Annotated in this window: 14 protein-coding genes and 1 pseudogene; 3 read left to right on the top strand and 12 right to left on the bottom strand. The window is 55.2% G+C overall.

The features are described from left to right. Window positions 1–47 precede the first annotated feature (47 nt). The gene (locus tag F3J28_RS04690) at window positions 48–1,013 is read left to right on the top strand and encodes a hypothetical protein (protein ID WP_166873242.1); all 966 of its coding nucleotides are present in this window, start codon (window positions 48–50) and stop codon (window positions 1,011–1,013) included. 181 nt (window positions 1,014–1,194) lie between these two features. Here F3J28_RS04690 and F3J28_RS22585 read toward each other — a convergent pair. From F3J28_RS22585 to F3J28_RS04655, 8 genes and pseudogenes are all read right to left on the bottom strand, one after another. Further along, window positions 1,195–1,376 (bottom strand): annotated as a pseudogene (locus F3J28_RS22585) (IS91 family transposase); the annotation flags it as partial. Window positions 1,377–1,935: 559 nt separating this feature from the next. Further along, a complete protein-coding gene (locus F3J28_RS04685) occupies window positions 1,936–3,372 on the bottom strand; it encodes a purine-cytosine permease family protein (protein WP_166873239.1) in 1,437 nt (478 codons plus the stop codon). Window positions 3,373–3,703: 331 nt separating this feature from the next. Continuing rightward, complete coding sequence (locus tag F3J28_RS04680; protein WP_166873237.1) at window positions 3,704–4,105, bottom strand: DUF6515 family protein; 402 nt, start codon at window positions 4,103–4,105, stop codon at window positions 3,704–3,706. A 205-nt stretch (window positions 4,106–4,310) separates the two neighbouring features. Beyond that, window positions 4,311–4,946, bottom strand: coding sequence for a carbonic anhydrase (locus tag F3J28_RS04675; RefSeq protein ID WP_166873234.1), 636 nt, complete (start codon window positions 4,944–4,946; stop codon window positions 4,311–4,313). A gap of 146 nt (window positions 4,947–5,092) precedes the next feature. Continuing rightward, window positions 5,093–5,971 carry a cycle-inhibiting factor gene (locus tag F3J28_RS04670; protein ID WP_166873231.1) on the bottom strand — a complete coding sequence of 293 codons (879 nt, stop codon included), beginning with the start codon at window positions 5,969–5,971 and terminating at the stop codon, window positions 5,093–5,095. 104 nt (window positions 5,972–6,075) lie between these two features. Continuing rightward, window positions 6,076–7,539 (bottom strand): hypothetical protein, encoded by a 1,464-nt coding sequence (locus F3J28_RS04665; RefSeq protein WP_166873227.1) that lies wholly within the window; start codon window positions 7,537–7,539, stop codon window positions 6,076–6,078. Then, window positions 7,540–8,334 (bottom strand): SDR family oxidoreductase, encoded by a 795-nt coding sequence (locus F3J28_RS04660; RefSeq protein WP_286177922.1) that lies wholly within the window; start codon window positions 8,332–8,334, stop codon window positions 7,540–7,542. 92 nt (window positions 8,335–8,426) lie between these two features. Next, a complete protein-coding gene (locus F3J28_RS04655) occupies window positions 8,427–9,794 on the bottom strand; it encodes a formimidoylglutamate deiminase (RefSeq protein WP_166873225.1) in 1,368 nt (455 codons plus the stop codon). A gap of 107 nt (window positions 9,795–9,901) precedes the next feature. Between F3J28_RS04655 and hutC the strand changes: the two genes are divergently transcribed. Continuing rightward, complete coding sequence (hutC, locus tag F3J28_RS04650) at window positions 9,902–10,663, top strand: histidine utilization transcriptional repressor HutC (RefSeq protein WP_008454147.1); 762 nt, start codon at window positions 9,902–9,904, stop codon at window positions 10,661–10,663. Continuing rightward, window positions 10,660–11,214 carry a HutD/Ves family protein gene (locus F3J28_RS04645; RefSeq protein ID WP_166873222.1) on the top strand — a complete coding sequence of 185 codons (555 nt, stop codon included), beginning with the start codon at window positions 10,660–10,662 and terminating at the stop codon, window positions 11,212–11,214. The genes hutC and F3J28_RS04645 overlap by 4 nt, the downstream gene beginning before the upstream one ends. 43 nt (window positions 11,215–11,257) lie before the next feature. On the opposite strand, the gene F3J28_RS04640 is transcribed toward F3J28_RS04645, so the two are convergent. From F3J28_RS04640 to F3J28_RS04625, 4 genes are read right to left on the bottom strand one after another with little or no spacing between them, the layout of a single operon-like run. Next, window positions 11,258–12,019: an enoyl-CoA hydratase-related protein gene (locus F3J28_RS04640; RefSeq protein ID WP_166873220.1), complete on the bottom strand. Its 762-nt coding sequence runs from the start codon at window positions 12,017–12,019 to the stop codon at window positions 11,258–11,260. Further along, on the bottom strand, window positions 12,012–12,905 hold the full coding sequence (locus F3J28_RS04635; protein ID WP_166873217.1) for a 3-hydroxyacyl-CoA dehydrogenase family protein: 894 nt from the start codon (window positions 12,903–12,905) through the stop codon (window positions 12,012–12,014). The genes F3J28_RS04640 and F3J28_RS04635 overlap by 8 nt, the downstream gene beginning before the upstream one ends. A 16-nt stretch (window positions 12,906–12,921) precedes the next feature. Further along, window positions 12,922–14,118: a CaiB/BaiF CoA transferase family protein gene (locus F3J28_RS04630; protein ID WP_166873214.1), complete on the bottom strand. Its 1,197-nt coding sequence runs from the start codon at window positions 14,116–14,118 to the stop codon at window positions 12,922–12,924. Next, window positions 14,111–15,670: an HAL/PAL/TAL family ammonia-lyase gene (locus F3J28_RS04625; protein ID WP_166873211.1), complete on the bottom strand. Its 1,560-nt coding sequence runs from the start codon at window positions 15,668–15,670 to the stop codon at window positions 14,111–14,113. The genes F3J28_RS04630 and F3J28_RS04625 overlap by 8 nt, the downstream gene beginning before the upstream one ends. Between the last annotated feature and the right edge of the window lie 7 nt (window positions 15,671–15,677).

Here is a 15,677-nt window from a genome sequence, read left to right as displayed (position 1 = left end):
CTCAATAATTAACATATAGTCTCCATGTGTTAATTATTGAGGGAATCATGTCTAATTTATTTAAAATTAAACTAAAAAAATTTAATGAAAAACTGGACAAAGGAAAAATAGCTGAATTCCAGGATGAATATGTTAAAAGGAAAAATAAAGAACTCGAGACCAGGAATTTATTAACCAACTGGAAACACCGTATTGGTGATGGCGGAGATCTTAAAATCATTCATACGATCAGCGGTTCAGGAAGTGTGAGCTCCATTGGTCGAAATACAATCTCACCCTTTTCACAACGTCGTATTGAGGATGTATTAAGTGGATGGGACGTTATTTCATGTTCCTGTGTTATGAAACGACTTCCAACAGACACACCTTGGAAAGGTGGTGTTGGCGCTCTTTGCATTGAACTGGACCTGGATGTGCCAATTCAGAATATCCTTGGGGTGCATCCGCATGATGTTAATTTTCCTAATTTTGCAGGCAGAGAAGGAGGTCTCCCTCAAGGGCGGATTTTAAACAGTTATGAATTGGCTGACTCCATATTCCAGGGCAAGGCAAAACCTAGTTTATTCAATTTTATTATGGATAAGCCTTACAATAGCTTATTGCCTGCCGAGGTTATTTATGACCACCTCATTAACTGCAGGTCAAGCTATAGCAAGTCAAGCTATAATGAAATACTTGTAATTGGTCGTTCAGGTATAAATATCCACCCTGGATTTCCACCGACAAATAAAATAAAATTAAATGGTATTTCTTACCGTCCTAATTATTCAGTAATTGATAAGATTCTCGGTGGTCAAACATATCACCATCAAGAGTTAAGATTAATTTTAGAGGATCTATTATTTATTAAAAAACTATTGCAGATGAATAATCTGGAATACTTTAACTCCACCTTATCAACAAGAGGCCTCGCAAATAACGTGCGTTTTAATACAATCCTTGAGAATGCAGGATTTGAGCGACACCGCACTAATCCTCAGTTATTTAAAGTTACACGGGATAGTTTCGCTTAATAATCATACTCTATGGAGTATTATTTCGTTCATGGTTAGGAAACTGAATTATCGCTTTAAAAATCTCCTGACCTTGAATTTTTTTGCCGGAGGTCCCCTTATGGCGTGCGAACGGGCAGGTTATGGTGAAAAAATGCGGATTTCGGCTCATTTCAGCCTGAAAATCATTTTTCAGGCGAGCTTACCCTGCTGCCCGTGCCAGAAGCCATCGCTTTCGGTCTATCCCGTGCAGCCTTTCCGACACTAACTCCGACGCGTGCCTACAGACTTGGGCGCTGACAAAGAGCAGCCGGGCTTTTCCGGTTTTTTCCTCGGCTCCATCTGCAGGGCTTCGTACACTTTCGGCAGCAATTCGCTCCGTTTCGAGGTTTGACGCTCAATGGAACGAAAACTCAGGTTCTGTCGCGTTAGCGACAGGAATTCAGCAAAAGTTGTGTTGCCTGTTTTTCAGGCAACCAACAGATAAAACTGTTCTGCCTGTGACACCCCTTCACTTTACGGGTGGTGATATGGTTCTGTCGCGTTAACGTAATACGCCCTTATCAGAGAGCTCAGATAGTTAAATTCAATAAAGTAAGCTAGTCCTTCACCTTCATCGTGAAACCAAACATACCCCGTCTACCTCAAATTTTATTTTCATTTAATTTACTCGCCAGAACAATAAAGTTGAGTCATTTCTGATCTCCTTCAACAAGTCACGCTTTACCTTTACGGAGGATAAGCATGCTGAGATTTGCCGCCAACTGACAGAACGTAGGCAGATGAATAATCTCTCCGGAGAGACAGCGGAAAAATTAGATCAACCAGCAACGATAAATTAATCCAGATATAATAAATGACACATCCGCTCGTTCAATAAACTCTTTCTTGCTGCCATAAAAAATCCACGCTTCTACGTGGATTTTTTTTAAACAAAGAAAAATCAGCGGGCCGCGTTATTCGGGTAAACCGTCGCCGCTGGCAGAACGCGTTTATCGAGGCGATGCAGGCCATAATAGAGAATCGCCGTACCAAACCAGCCAATGATCCACGACACATCGTTGCCGTCGAATAGCCACGTCAGCGAGCCGTGGAAAAGCGGGTTCTCAATAAACGGCAGCTGAATCAGCACGCCGACGATATAAACCCCTATGCCAAACAGGTTCCAGCGGCCATAGCGCTTATCGGCATCAAACAGCGCGGGAATATCTACGGCTCGGGACGAAATAAAGAAGTAATCGGTCAGGCTAATGGCGCTCCACGGCACAAAGAAGGCCAGTAAGAACAGCAGGAAATGAGTGAAGTGTTTCAGGAATGCCGGTTCACTCAGCAGCGCAATGATGCATGAAGCCGCCACCATCAGCACCACAAACAGAATGCGGTTCTTCTGGCTCAGGGTCACCTGCTTGCGGAACCCTGACACAATGGTGGTCAGCGACATAAAGCTGCCGTAGGCGTTCAGCGTGGTAAAAGTAATTTTGCCGAAGCAGATAGCAAAATAAATCAGCATCGCCATGGTTTCGGTTTTGCCCAGCCCCACAATGTAGCCGACTTCGTGTCCGGAAAAAGCGCTCCCGGCAATCGCAGCGGTGATAACGCCCAGCGTCATTGAAGCCTGAGTCCCCAGCACGGTGCCGCTAAACACCGAGAAAAACACCTTCGGGCCAGACACGTCTCGCGGCAGGTAGCGCGAGTAATCGGAAACATAGGGGCAAAAGGCAATTTGCCAGGAAGAGGACAGCGACACCGCCAGCAAAAACATCGGCATGGAGAAATGGTTATTTTGCAGAATGGCCGCAAGATCGGTATTGAACAGCAGCGACCCAAACAGCCAGGCAAAAGCCAGCACGCCAACAACACTGGCGACCTTGCCAAGCTTATGGATCACGCGATACCCGAGCACGGCAATGACGATAATAATGGCGCTGAACAGGATCATCCCGCTGACATCGCTGATTGACAGCAAATGCGCCATTGCCTGCCCCGCCAGCACGGTGCCGCTGGCGGAAAAGCCGATATACATAATGCACACCAGCACCAGCGGAATCACCGCCCCGTAAACGCCAAACTGCGCCCGGGAGATGATCATCTGCGGCAGGCCAAGGCGCGGCCCCTGTAAAGCGTGGAAGGACATGATCGATGCCCCCAGAATCTGCCCCACAAACAGCCCCACCAACGACAAGACGACGTCGCCGCCCAGCACCACTGCCAGCGCGCCGGTGACAATCGCGGTGATCTGCAAATTGCCGCCGAACCAAAGAGTAAACTGGCTAAAAGGATGCCCGTGACGTTCCCCGTCAGGAATGTAATCAATAGATCGGCTCTCGCTTAGACGTGAGCTCTTTTTGGACTGTTCTTCTGTGGATGAAAAGGAAGACATAACGACCTCGCTGAACCTGATTAAACGCCGGAAAACCCATCGCACATCAAATGATCACTCATGTATATACAAGCAATGCGCGCAAACCACACCCTGCTGATAATGAATTTGCGAACTAAGTTGTAGATTTTATGTAACCAAATTGATGTGTAGATGTACCAATATGAAAAAATGATGACCTCCAGGCGTGGAAGACCGGCCCAATGGTTGACGGGAGGGCGAACGTTTAGAAAAGAGAGAAACTAAGGCGTCAGTTAATGCCAAAAGAAACCCACGCTGACGGTGGGTTTCCTACATTACCGCCTGCCACACAGGCTGAACAAAATGGGGATTACAGCCCGGCGGGGCGCGGCACTTCGAAATAGTTACCGTTAATATCCTTCTGGTAATAGCTGCCGTTACGCACGTAATAGCGTTTGCCGTTGTAATCCAGCACGCTGACGCCAGAATTGATGCTGGACGGCGTCTCCACGCGAATGTATTCCGCTCCCTGACGCTGGTAATAAATCCCGTTGACCACGTAATAGGTCAGGCCGCCTACGATTATGGCCGTGGCAAGCCCTGGCAAAACGGTTAAACGCGGTCCGCCATAGAAATAATGCGGCCCCGGATAATAGCGCGGGCCAGACCAGAATCCTGGACCATGACCAAACCAGGGGCCAGGACGCGCCTGCGCCATGGACGGCACAACAATCAGCGCAGACATAGCCAACACATACAGATACTTTTTCATCTTAAACTCTCCTGACCTGCGGCTGAACGCGGGCATTCGCCCGCTTTATGTCGATTATAATCCCGCCGCCTCAGGCTTTTCCGTATAGGGAAAGTAAATCCGTGAAATCTCCACAATCCTGCTTCTGGCGTCTTTATTTATCCATAGATGTAAAAAATCCACGCAAAGCGTGGATTTTTTTATCTGCAAGAGCGCTGGCGTTAATTTATTCGAAACAAACGTCAGGGTTTTCCGCCAGGGAAACAAAGGATTTGCTGTTTTTATCCAGCGTGCGAATTTCACCGCTTTCGATATCGTAAACCCAGCCGTGCAGGCGCAGGCCGTTGTTACGCAGCCCTACCGCGACGGAAGGATGCGTTTTAATATTGTTCAGCTGGGCGATAACGTTTTCTTCTACCATGGCGTTGACCTTATCGGTCTCGTTGTTCCAGGTTTTCTTTTCCACGACCGCTTTTGCCGCATCGGCATAGTGCAGCCAGTGCGCAACGGCCGGCATCGGATCCAGGCACTGGCAGGAGGCTATAGCTTTCATCGCACCGCAGTTAGAGTGCCCGCAAATCACAATATCGGTTACGCCAAGGGCAACAACCGCGTACTCGATGGTTGCAGAAACGCCGCCCGGCTCCGGACCGAAAGAAGGCACGATATTGCCGGCATTACGAATAACGAAGAGCTGCCCCGGTTCCTGCTGTGTTACCAGCTCCGGCACCAGTCGGCTGTCGGAACAGGAAATAAAAAGCGCTTTAGGATTTTGGCTGGACGCCAGGCTGCGAAAGAGCTCTTTGCGCTGCGGGAAAATCTCTTTCTGGAAGTTAAGAAAGCCTTCGATGATATGTTGCATAGCACGTTCTCTTGTTCTGTAGTGACCCCGACATGATAGAGATCACATTGAGTTAGTCCAGCCCCAATGCCGCTTTTTCTCTGGCGACAAATCGGAATAAATCCATATTAAATGTGGATTTATTCCCTGCTACCGGCGGCAAATACTTAGCCGCATCGGGCTTTAATCGCCGAGACGTTTTTCTCCAGATTCGCCGGGTCGTATTCCGCCAGCTGAAAATTAAAACCTTGATTCCTTTGTAGATCCAGGCGCTCCGGGCGCAGCATATTCGGATTACTGTCGACGTCGAACAGCTTAGCAATATGCCCCGGATCGATTCGCCCGTGCGCCATGTTCATAAAATGCGTATTGATATCGTTCAGCGATACCGGCTGTGCAGCTTTCTTGCTCATCCAGTCGTCAAGACGCAGGGGACGAGTCGCGCCTTCACCTAGATCAGACTGATACAGAAACGCATCGCGCCTTGGTTTTGTGCTGGCCGGAAGATCAATCACGTAAGCATGGCCCATACCTGCGTCATTCACGCGCAAAATAAAGTGTTTGTGGGCGGGTAAATTGGCAAGCTGTTGCTGAAGCTGGGGTAACGACATTGTTCGCCCGTGTTCAAAAGCGTAGCTGAAATGGTCGGTGTCGAGGAAAAGCTTCATCACGTTATTCGCCGTAACGCCGCAAACAGGCTCGTTAATGCGCTTGCTGCTGCCCAGCATCGCCTCAACCTCATGCTTAGGCATCCCCCACTCTCTGGCCGTATTTGAAATATTATCGTCTATCGCTTTCAGCAGCGCCGACGGACTTTTATGGTGAATAGGTACCGAATTATCATCGCTGTTAAGCAACACGTTGGCCCTCAGGTTTTTGCCGCTTAGCTTCGCGAAATCCTGCACCAACCGTGTGGACGGGTTATTCACGTTGCGGGACGACGATGCCGTGGCCGACGTTCTGGCGGTGCGGCTTGACTGGCCACTTTGCGCCTGCAGGCGAGGATCGGACTGTGTAGGACGGAAAGTATTAAGGATGTTTCTCATCGGAGGGTATTCCACTCGTTGTGCAATTGAGGCTGAGTGGTAGCGCCGGCGCGCAGGTTCCCCGAGAGAGGTAAAAAACCCACGCCGCAGCGTGGGTAGCAGGATTATTTAAGATTCAATGGATTGGTTGATTTCAGATTGACATTATCCGCCAGGAGATTGACCTTCTTCGTCTCTTCCTTGTCAAACGGGGTGCGTTTCTCATCGGTCAAACGAGCCGCAACGTAAGTCTGAACATATTCGGCGTTATGGGTCGCGCGGCTGGTTTCCACGCTCGCCAGATTGCCCTTTTTGAACGCCAGCGTTGTTTGGGTCGACGTTTCTTCACTAATCACATGATAAGTATAGTTTTGTGAGGATTTCAGTCCCGTGAGATCCAATTTCCCGCCCGGGACCAGCGACTCATGATAGCTGGCCTTGAGACTCGCCTTCGTGCTCTGAGCCAGCTTGCTCAGGTCACCCCGGGTATCGGTGCTGCCCTGAGTGGTCTGGCTAAAGTCATAGGAAAAACTGTCTTTTTCCTCTGACTTGTAAGGGTTTGAGGCCACGTCCGACTGTTTAAAGGACGCGGTAAAATCAGCCAGCCCGCTCAAGTAAGAGCGTGTTTTATCTTCTGCAGAAACAGTGATGCTTTGCTGTATCCCACTGATTTTCGATTCGTTAGAGCCATAATCGCTGTTCAGCGCGTGGAAGGCGCTTTTAAACAGGGCAAGCTGGGCTTTGTTCGCATGGCCGCGGGATCCGGCTCCGTCGAGCTGTTTCTCATAGGCGGAAAGCGCCTGGGCCTGCTGACTTTTGCTGCCCAATGTCCCCGCGTTACTGAGGTCGGTCGTCAGGTTAAACGTGGCGTCGCCATCTTTATAACTGAGCGTGCGCCGAGCGCTGTCGCTCTGGAAACTCAGAGACTGGATTGAGCTGCCGGCCTGGCTGACATCGGTGTTCAGCTCCACGGACTTGAACAGCCTGCTATCAACGTTGAGCAGTCCGCCAATTTTTATCGCCGGTGGCTGCTGCGACAGGCCATCAAGCACGTTCTGGAAGCCATCCGCCAGGCCCGAGATCGCCGCCACGTCGTCGTCGGTCAGATCGCCGCCGCTGGTCTGAACTTGCGCGACCAGCCCTTCAGACTGGCGGGATAACGAAATGCTGACCTTAACGCCGCTCTTTGTCTCGATATTCAGCGCGACCGCGCTGTCTTTGTCCTGCACAACGTCGCCCTCTACGGCGGCCGCCGCAGGCGAGGCAACCGCCAGAGAGAAGCCTTTCGGATTGTCTTTCAGCGCCAGCAGAAGCTCTTTACCCAGCCCCTGGAACGAGACAGAGCCCGGTTGCGAAAGGGTTGCCCCCATCAGCGCGGATAAACTGCTGTTGCCTGCGGGCGTATTCGCCCGAAGCTTTTGGGCACCGAACGAGTAAACGGCGCTGATGCTGTCGCTCGCTCCGCTGAGGGTGACGCGCGTTGAGGCCTGGATCGCCGGGGCGGGGACCACCGGAGCTTTAACCTTTGCCGCAATATTTGCCCCCATCGAGGGAACAGAAACGCCAATGCTGCCAATCGGACCTGTCATTTAATTCATCCCATATTGTTGGTCTGCAAAAAATATCGGCCCGGGCGGGGCTAACTTGAGTGCGAAAGCACCCACGGACAAACGTGCCTGGCGCAGCGTATAGCCGCCATCGCAATAAATTGTACTGCCGGTAATATTATGATTATCCAGTAAAAAAAGTGCCGTTGCGGCCTGTTCATCTACGTGTCCTGGGCGACCATTTAACGCCAGACTGTTCCAATATTGGTAGGTCGATTCACGCACTTCAGCCGGTCGGCTACGCCAAAGTTCGCTGTCGGTGGTGCCCGGCGACAGGCAGTTGACCCGCACCGGCTTCAGCTCCACCGCCAGGCCCCGAGCCAGTCCCTCAAGCGCCGCGTTACAGGCGGCATAGGCTGGCGCACCAATGGGGCGAGCAGAAGCCGCGCCGGACATCAGCACCACGGCAGAGGAAGCATGCAGATTAGGAAGAGCTTCATAGACGGCCCAATACTGTGACCAGAATTTGGCCTGAAACAGCGCTTCGGACGTGGCGGCATCGCCGTCGCGGAAATCACCAGTTTGATAAGAGGCCGCCGGGGTAAACAACCCCGCCAGCGGCCCGGCCTCCGAAAAGAATGCCCGGAGAGACAGGCGATCGGTCACGTCCACCGTTTTACCTGCGGCATTTTGGCCAAGCTCAGCTAATGCCGCCTGCAGTTTTTCCCCCGATCGTCCGCCGATAAGGACGCTGTCTCCGCGAGACGTCAGCTTCCGGGCAAGCGCCAGCCCGATACCAGAGCTGCCGCCCAAAATAGCATAACGTGCATTGGCCATGATTTTCTCCTCGTGAACTTGCAGGCCAGCATTAAAACCTGAAAGCCCGGAGGCGGATAGCTCAATAGCGGATATGCATTTTCACCGGGTAACTAATGCGTTAGCTGCTTCAACACCTGCGAGAAGTCCGCTTTGATCTCTGCGTCTTTCTCATGCCGCCCTTCGCGTATCACCCATTTCCCGCCGGTCATAACGTCTTTGATTGGGTTAGAAGAGCAGGCAAAAATCCAGCGGTTCAACAGCTCGCTATCTTTCGCTGTCGCCAGGAACGGATCGTCCCCGTCCAGCACCAGCCAGTCGGCCCTCGCCCCTACGGCCAGCTCGCCAATGTTTTGCCCCAGCGCCATGCGCCCACCGTGAAGCGCCCCCTGGTAGAGCACGTTGCCGACATAAGGCTCCGTTTCAAGGTGCAACAAATTGCGACGGCGGTTATTCAGCCGCTGGCCGTATTCAAACCAGCGTAAATCCTCGCTAACGCTGACGCTGATATGGCTGTCGGAGCCAATGCCCCAGTTGCCGCCCTGCTGCAAAAACGTCTGCCCGGGGAAAATGCCGTCCCCGAGATTCGCTTCGGTCGTCAAACACAACCCGGCAACTGCGCCGGAATCAGCAATAAGCCGTGTTTCGCTTTCAGTGATGTGGGTGGCGTGAATCAGGCACCAGCGATCATCGACGGGCATATTGTCATACAGCCACTCGACGGGGCGCAGCCCGGACCAGGCGAGGCAGTCCGCCACCTCTTTCTGCTGCTCGGAAATATGAATATGTACCGGCTGAGACTGCGGCTGGCTGGACAGCACCAGATGCATTTGTTCCGGCGTCACGGCGCGCAGCGAATGGAAGCATAACCCAGCGCGCTGCATCGGTTCTGGGGCAAGCGCTGTGGCAATGCTGTCATACAGCTTCAGGTAGCTGTCGGTGTCGTTAATAAAGCGACGCTGCCCTGCCGATGCGGGCTGGCCCCCGAAACCGGAATGCGTATATAGCACCGGGAGCAGCGTCAGGCCAATGCCAATATTTTTTGCGGCCTGAGCAACGCGCAGCGCGAGCTCCGCAGGCTGCGCGTAGGCTTTGCCGTCCACATCGTGATGCAGATAGTGAAACTCGGCCACCGAGGTATAGCCGGCTTTTAACATTTCGATATACAGATAGCTGGCGATGGTCTCCAGCTGTTCCGGGGTGATTTTGCCTACCAGGCGATACATTAGATCGCGCCACGTCCAGAAGCTGTCTGCCGGGTCGCCAACGACTTCCGTCAGCCCCGCCATCGCCCGCTGAAATGCGTGCGAATGCAGGTTCGGCATCCCCGGCACAACAACGCCGTCCACGCGAATATCGCCTTCATCCGGCACGCTGTCAGCAGCCACTGACTGAATGACGCCCTCGGGCGAAACGCCCACTCTGACATTTTCCGCCCAGCCCTGCGGCAGAAGCGCTTTTGCCGCGAAATATACCGCCATATCAGCCCCCCGGTTCGATGTTAATCAATTGTATATACATGCATGTATATATACATCCAAATAGGGGTAGAGTAAACTTTAAAGGATACCCGGGCGAGGAATGATGAATGGCACAAAACGACGTTTTTAAAGCAGCGGCAGAGACCGACAATCTGGACCAGCCGGCCCCCTATTATGAAAGGGTCAAAATCATTATTAAGACCAATATTCATAGTGGATTATGGCCAGTAAACTACCGGGTTCCCTCCGAAAGTGAACTGGTGAATCAGTTTGGCTACAGCCGCATGACCATCAACCGCGCCCTGCGTGAACTGACCGCCGAAGGTCTGCTGGTGCGTATGCAGGGTATCGGGACTTTCGTCGCCGAAGTGCGCGGGCAGTCCGCGCTGCTCGAAATAAATAATATTGCCGACGAAATTGCCAGCCGCGGCCACCGCCATCACGCCCGCGTGCTGGAGCTAACCCAGGTGTATGCCGACGCGCAGCAGGCCATGGCCTTCAATTTACCCAAGGGAAGCCGCCTGTTCCATTCGCTGATTTGCCACTACGAAAACGGCGTCCCGGTGATGCTGGAAGACCGCCTGGTGAACTCGCTGATCGTGCCGGATTACTTCCAGCAGGATTTCACCCGTATCACGCCTAACGCCTATCTTTCGTCCATCGCGCCCATCGTTGAGGGCGAGCATATTATTGAGGCGGTAAACGTGCCTCGCGAAGAGTGTGCTTATCTGGAAATCGACGAGCACACGCCTTGCCTGCAGGTCAATCGTCGCACCTGGACCGGCCGCCAGAACAAAAAAATCGTCACCAGCGTGCGCCTGGTTTACCCGGGTTCACGCTACCGCCTCGAAGGAAGCATGCACAAATGATCCAGCTTCTGCCCTACGAGCAGTGCCCGGAAATGCCCTGGAAAAACGGCCAGGGCGTGACGCGGGAAATTTATCGTTTCCCGGCGACAGATAACTACGCCTGGCGCATTTCGGTGGCGACCATCCGCCAGGACGGCCCTTTCTCTCTTTTTTCAGGCTATCTGCGCAATATCAGCGTGCTGGAAGGCGAAGGCATGTATCTCACCGTCGACGGCGAACAAAGCCCGCTGATTCCACCGTTCCAGGCCACGGATTTTAGCGGCGAGAGCGAAGTCAGCTGTGCGATTGTCGGCGGGCCGCTGCTGGACTTTAACGTCATCTATAAAGCAGAGAGCACGCGAGCCACGGTAAGCTGGCTGCGGGAAGGCACCTGGAAACACCAGCAGGGTACACAGCTGCTATTTAATGCCGGTGACGTTCTGGAGGTTAAGGTCAACGGTGAACGACAGGTATTACAACACTACGACAGCCTGTTGATGAGCGCCCCGGCCACGGTCAGCGTGGTTTCTGCGGCCTCTTCCCTTTTCGCTCGCGTCACCCTTTCGGCATAAAAAAAACCGGCAGACTGGCTGCCGGTTTCAGCGTTATCTCACTTCATCGCCCCTTAAACTCGGGCGATTGCTTATTTTTAAACGCCACCAGCCCCGCCGCCCGGTCTTCGCTGTCGGCAATTAACGCAGAGAGCGATCGCTCGTAGGCCACGCCCGCGCTCAGCGGCATTTCGTAGCTGGCCGCCACGGCTTTTTTGATCATCATCGCGGCAAGCGGCGCGGCTTTTGCCACCTGAGTCGCCAGCGCTAAAGCCTGCTCTTCAAGCGAATCCGTCACGCGGCTGACAAGCCCGGCCTGCAGCGCTTCCTGCGCGTCAATTCTTCTGCCGCTTAACAGCATGTCCATCGCCAGCGATTTGCCCACGGCGCGCACCAGCCGCTGCGTCCCGCCCGCCCCGGGGATAATCCCGATGTGGCTTTCCGGCAGGCCGAAGACGGCGCTGGAATCGGCGATGATAATGTCGCACAGCAGCGCCAGCTCCAGGCCACCGCCCAGAGCGTAGCCAGACACGGCGGCAATCAGCGGCGTTTCAATGCTCGCCACCCGATCCCACTTCTCGCTGAACCCGCTGCGCCATAATGTTGTCGCCGAAGCAGACGCCAGCGTGCCGGTATCCGCCCCGGCAGAAAATGCTTTGGGAGAGCCAAGCAAAACGATCGCCCTGACGTCCGGTCGCCCGTCCAGCTCGGTTAAGACGCCGAGCAGCTCATCAAGCATCTCAGCCGTGAGCGCGTTGTATTTCTGTGGCCGGTTGAGCGTCACCACCGCAACCGCGCCATCAACGAGAGAAAGGATATCACTCATGCTTCTCTCCCCCGGTCAGCTGCCTGACGATTTCATCCCGGTGGCGCATTCCGGCTGCGGCGGTCTCTGCGGTCCACCCATAGAAGCCCTCCCCGCTTTTCGCGCCGAGCTTACCGCCGGCCACTTTGGCTTTTAGCCACGCAGGGAGTTCACGGCTGTTATCCAGTGCTGGCAGTAAAATACCGGCCACTTTTTCTACCGTGTCCAGCCCGGCAAAATCCATTAGCTTCATCGGCCCCATCGCCGCCCAGCGGGGCGCCAGCGTGCGCTGCACCGCCCGATCTACATCCTCTACGGAGCCGATACCGGCATCCACCAGGTAAAGCGCCTCGCGTAGCATCGCGTACTGCAGCCGGTTGATAATAAAGCCCGGAATATCCCGGTTGACGACGATAGTCTCTTTCCCCAGGTGCTGGCAGATGTCCCTCACGCGCTGGCAGATGTCATCCCCGGTCTGTGCCCCGCGCACAATCTCGATCATCGGCATGGTATCCGCCGGGTTAAACCAGTGCATACCGATCAGCCGCTGCGGCTGGCTCAAGGCCGAGGCCAGCAGCGTAATAGACACGCTTGAAGTGTTCGTCGTGATAACGCAATGTTCACTCACCAGCCGCTCGACATCCCTCAGCACTCGCTGCTTGAGCGCTACGTCTTCGGCAACGTTCTCGGACACCAGGTCGGCGTCGCTCAGGCAAGCCTCAAAGGAGGTGGTGAACTCTACGGTTTCACCAGCGCCGAGCGATGCCACAATAGTCCGCGCTTTATCGAGCGTCGGCTCAGAGCGCGACCACAGGCTAACGCGGTAGCCCGCTCGCGCCATCACCACGGCGATGCGTGCGCCCATCGTTCCAGCCCCGACCACCGCCACTTTCTTTATTTGCACCATTTTCGTTCTCCGCCGGTTAAATGACGCCCTGCGCCTTGAGCTGCGCCAGCGTGGCCTCGTCGATAGCCAGTAATTCTCGCAGCACGCTGGCCGTATGCTCACCCAGCCCAGGCGGCACCAGCGCGGGCTCGGCCTGCATGGCGCTCATTTTCACCGGCTGCGGAACAATAGAGATGGTGCCTGCCGTCGGGTGCGTTACCTGCTTAACGAGTTCACGTTCTTTCGCATAGTCGCTGGTCAGAATCTGGTCGAGACGCAGCACGGCAGAAGCCGGGACGCCCGCATGGTCCAGAATGGCCTGAGCGTCGTTCACCGTTTTATCCGCCAGCCAGCGCTCAATTTCTTCCCGCAGTGGCCGCTGGTTCGCCAGGCGTAGCGGATCGGTGAGATACAGCGGATCGCTTGCCAGTTCGGGCTTATTCATCGCCGAGCAAAGCTGGCGGAAAAGTTTATCGTTGGCGACAGCAATGACAATGTGGCCATCCTGCGCCGGATAGCTGTCCATCGGGGCGCTGATCGGGTGCGCGTTGCCCAGTCGCCCGGCGGAAGGCTGCCCGCCGATCCACTGGGTCAGGGAAACCATTTGCATCGTCACCATCGTGTCGAGCATCGACACATCAAGATGCTGCCCTTTGCCGCTGATCCCGCGCTGCAGCAACGCCGCGAGTACCGCCCAACTGCCGTACAACCCGGCCACAACATCCCCAATGGCATCGCCGACGCGTGTTGGCTCTCCTTCCGCCCAGCCGGTGACCTGCATAATGCCGCCGTAGGCCTGCACGATATGGTCGTAGGCAGCTTTGTGAGCCATCGCCCCGTGCTGCCCAAACCCGGAAATGCTGGCGTAAACCAGCCGCGGGTTGATTTCCTGCAGCGTCGCGTAGTCGATGCCGAGGCGTTTGGTTACGCCCGGACGGAAGTTCTCCACCAGCACATCGGCCTGCGCCACCAGTTGCTTAAGAATGGCTAGCCCCTCCGCTGCCTTTAAATCCAGAGTGACGCTTTTCTTGCCGTGGTTAAGCTGCATGAAGTAGCTGCTTTCCCCGCCGATGTGCGGGGTGAAGCTACGGGAGTCATCCCCGCTGCCCGGCATCTCAATCTTGATGACTTCCGCCCCGAGATCGTTCAGCAGCGCGGCGCACCACGGGCCGGCCAGCACACGGGATAAATCAAGCACTCTGACGCCTTTCAGCGGTTGCAATGCTTCACTCATGTTCGGACTCCTCAACCAGGGCGAGCAGCCGTTGGCTCAGCTCACCTTCAGCAATCAAATCGCGCACGGCATGCATATCCGGGTATAGCGCCGTGTCCGTCTCCCGGAACGGCACGCGGGCACGCACCATGCTCAGCGTTAACTCCGCGCCAACCGAGGCGCGAAGCGGACGGTGAAACTCCAGCGCCTGGCTGGCGCACAGCAGCTCAATGGCAACGATATCCACCGCGTTGCTCACCGCCAGCATTGCTTTACGTGCCGAAGAAACGCCCATGCTGATATGGTCTTCCTGCCCGGCGCAGGTGGTGACGGTATGCACGCTCGACGGCGCGGCCAGGCTGCGGTTATCCCCCGCCAGCGCGGCGGCCACGTAAGGCGGGATCATCATCCCGGAGTTCGCGCCGCTTCTGCCCACCAGGAACGCAGGCAGGCCGCTCAGGTGCACGTTGGTAATACGATCCGATCGCGCCTGGGACGCCGTGCTGACCTGGGCAATGGCAACGGCCAGAGAATCCAGCGCCAGCGCCAGCGGCGCACCGTGCCCGTTGCCACCGGGCAGAATAACCAGCGCATCTTCTTCGATAAGGAAGACCGGGTTATCGGTCACCGAATTGAGTTCAATAGTCACAATCTGGCGGCAATGGGCGAGCTGGTCGCGCACCGCGCCGTGAATTTGCGGAATGCAGCGCAGGCTGAGCGCATCCTGCACCCGATGGTCGCGGTAGCGGGCAAAGATCTCGCTGCCGCTCAGTAACCGGCGAAGAATCGCGGCGGTTTTCTGCTGCCCATCGTGCGGACGCAGGGCGTGCAGACGGGCATCATAGCCACGAGTATTGCCCTTCAGCGCCTCAAGGCACATACCGCCGGCCATGTCCGCCACAGGCAGCAGCCGCTCAAAATCATGCACGGCAAGGCACGCCAGGCCGGTGATTTCGTAGGTGCCGCTGATCAGCGCATGGCCTTCGCGCGGGCCTGGCACTCGGGGAGCAATCCCCGCTTTTGCCAAAGCTTCGGCGGACGGCAGAAGCTCGCCCTGATACCAGCACTGCCCCTCGCCAAACAGAGACAGCCCGATATGGGCCGTCGCAATTAAATAGCCGACCGAGCCGCTGGCCGGTGACCATGGCGTCACCTGCCGGTTAAGCATTTCGGCCATGCGTGTCGCCAGCTCGGCGCTGACGCCGCTATAACCCTGCAGCAGCGACTTCAGCATCACCGCCATCATGGCGCGCACTTCACGCACGGACAAATCTGGCCCCATCCCGCAGGCGTGGCTGCGCAGCATATTGAGCTGCACGCTGGCGATTTGGTCGGCGGAAAGGCGCTCCGTCACCAGGTCGCCTACCCCGGTGGTCAGGCCGTAGATCACCTGCCCCTCATCTATTGCCCGTCGAATATAGCCGCTGACGTGGTTCATATTCGCCAGGGCTTCGGGGGCCAGTTCGACCGGCGCCCCGTCGGCAATGCGTACCAGCTCGTCAATGGTGGTTTGCGCCCTGCCTAAGGTGACGGTTTCATGGGAACGTGCGGTGGAGCCAGTTTGTCTTGTCATCGTTCGC

This window comes from Enterobacter sp. Ap-1006 (assembly GCF_011752835.1).
Taxonomy (GTDB): Bacteria; Pseudomonadota; Gammaproteobacteria; order Enterobacterales; family Enterobacteriaceae; genus Cedecea.
Note: the sequence above shows the minus strand (reverse complement) of the source record. Positions and strands in the feature narration are given on the sequence as shown.

Excerpts from the sequence above, each read along its gene's own strand:
- F3J28_RS04690 (WP_166873242.1), top strand. The coding sequence starts at position 48 with ATGTCTAATTTATTTAAAATTAAACTAAAAAAATTTAATGAAAAACTG.
- F3J28_RS04685 (WP_166873239.1), bottom strand. The coding sequence starts at position 3,372 with ATGTCTTCCTTTTCATCCACAGAAGAACAGTCCAAAAAGAGCTCACGT.
- F3J28_RS04680 (WP_166873237.1), bottom strand. The coding sequence starts at position 4,105 with ATGAAAAAGTATCTGTATGTGTTGGCTATGTCTGCGCTGATTGTTGTG.
- F3J28_RS04675 (WP_166873234.1), bottom strand. The coding sequence starts at position 4,946 with ATGCAACATATCATCGAAGGCTTTCTTAACTTCCAGAAAGAGATTTTC.
- F3J28_RS04670 (WP_166873231.1), bottom strand. The coding sequence starts at position 5,971 with ATGAGAAACATCCTTAATACTTTCCGTCCTACACAGTCCGATCCTCGC.
- F3J28_RS04665 (WP_166873227.1), bottom strand. The coding sequence starts at position 7,539 with ATGACAGGTCCGATTGGCAGCATTGGCGTTTCTGTTCCCTCGATGGGG.
- F3J28_RS04660 (WP_286177922.1), bottom strand. The coding sequence starts at position 8,334 with ATGGCCAATGCACGTTATGCTATTTTGGGCGGCAGCTCTGGTATCGGG.
- F3J28_RS04655 (WP_166873225.1), bottom strand. The coding sequence starts at position 9,794 with ATGGCGGTATATTTCGCGGCAAAAGCGCTTCTGCCGCAGGGCTGGGCG.
- hutC (WP_008454147.1), top strand. The coding sequence starts at position 9,902 with ATGGCACAAAACGACGTTTTTAAAGCAGCGGCAGAGACCGACAATCTG.
- F3J28_RS04645 (WP_166873222.1), top strand. The coding sequence starts at position 10,660 with ATGATCCAGCTTCTGCCCTACGAGCAGTGCCCGGAAATGCCCTGGAAA.
- F3J28_RS04640 (WP_166873220.1), bottom strand. The coding sequence starts at position 12,019 with ATGAGTGATATCCTTTCTCTCGTTGATGGCGCGGTTGCGGTGGTGACG.
- F3J28_RS04635 (WP_166873217.1), bottom strand. The coding sequence starts at position 12,905 with ATGGTGCAAATAAAGAAAGTGGCGGTGGTCGGGGCTGGAACGATGGGC.
- F3J28_RS04630 (WP_166873214.1), bottom strand. The coding sequence starts at position 14,118 with ATGAGTGAAGCATTGCAACCGCTGAAAGGCGTCAGAGTGCTTGATTTA.
- F3J28_RS04625 (WP_166873211.1), bottom strand. The coding sequence starts at position 15,670 with ATGACAAGACAAACTGGCTCCACCGCACGTTCCCATGAAACCGTCACC.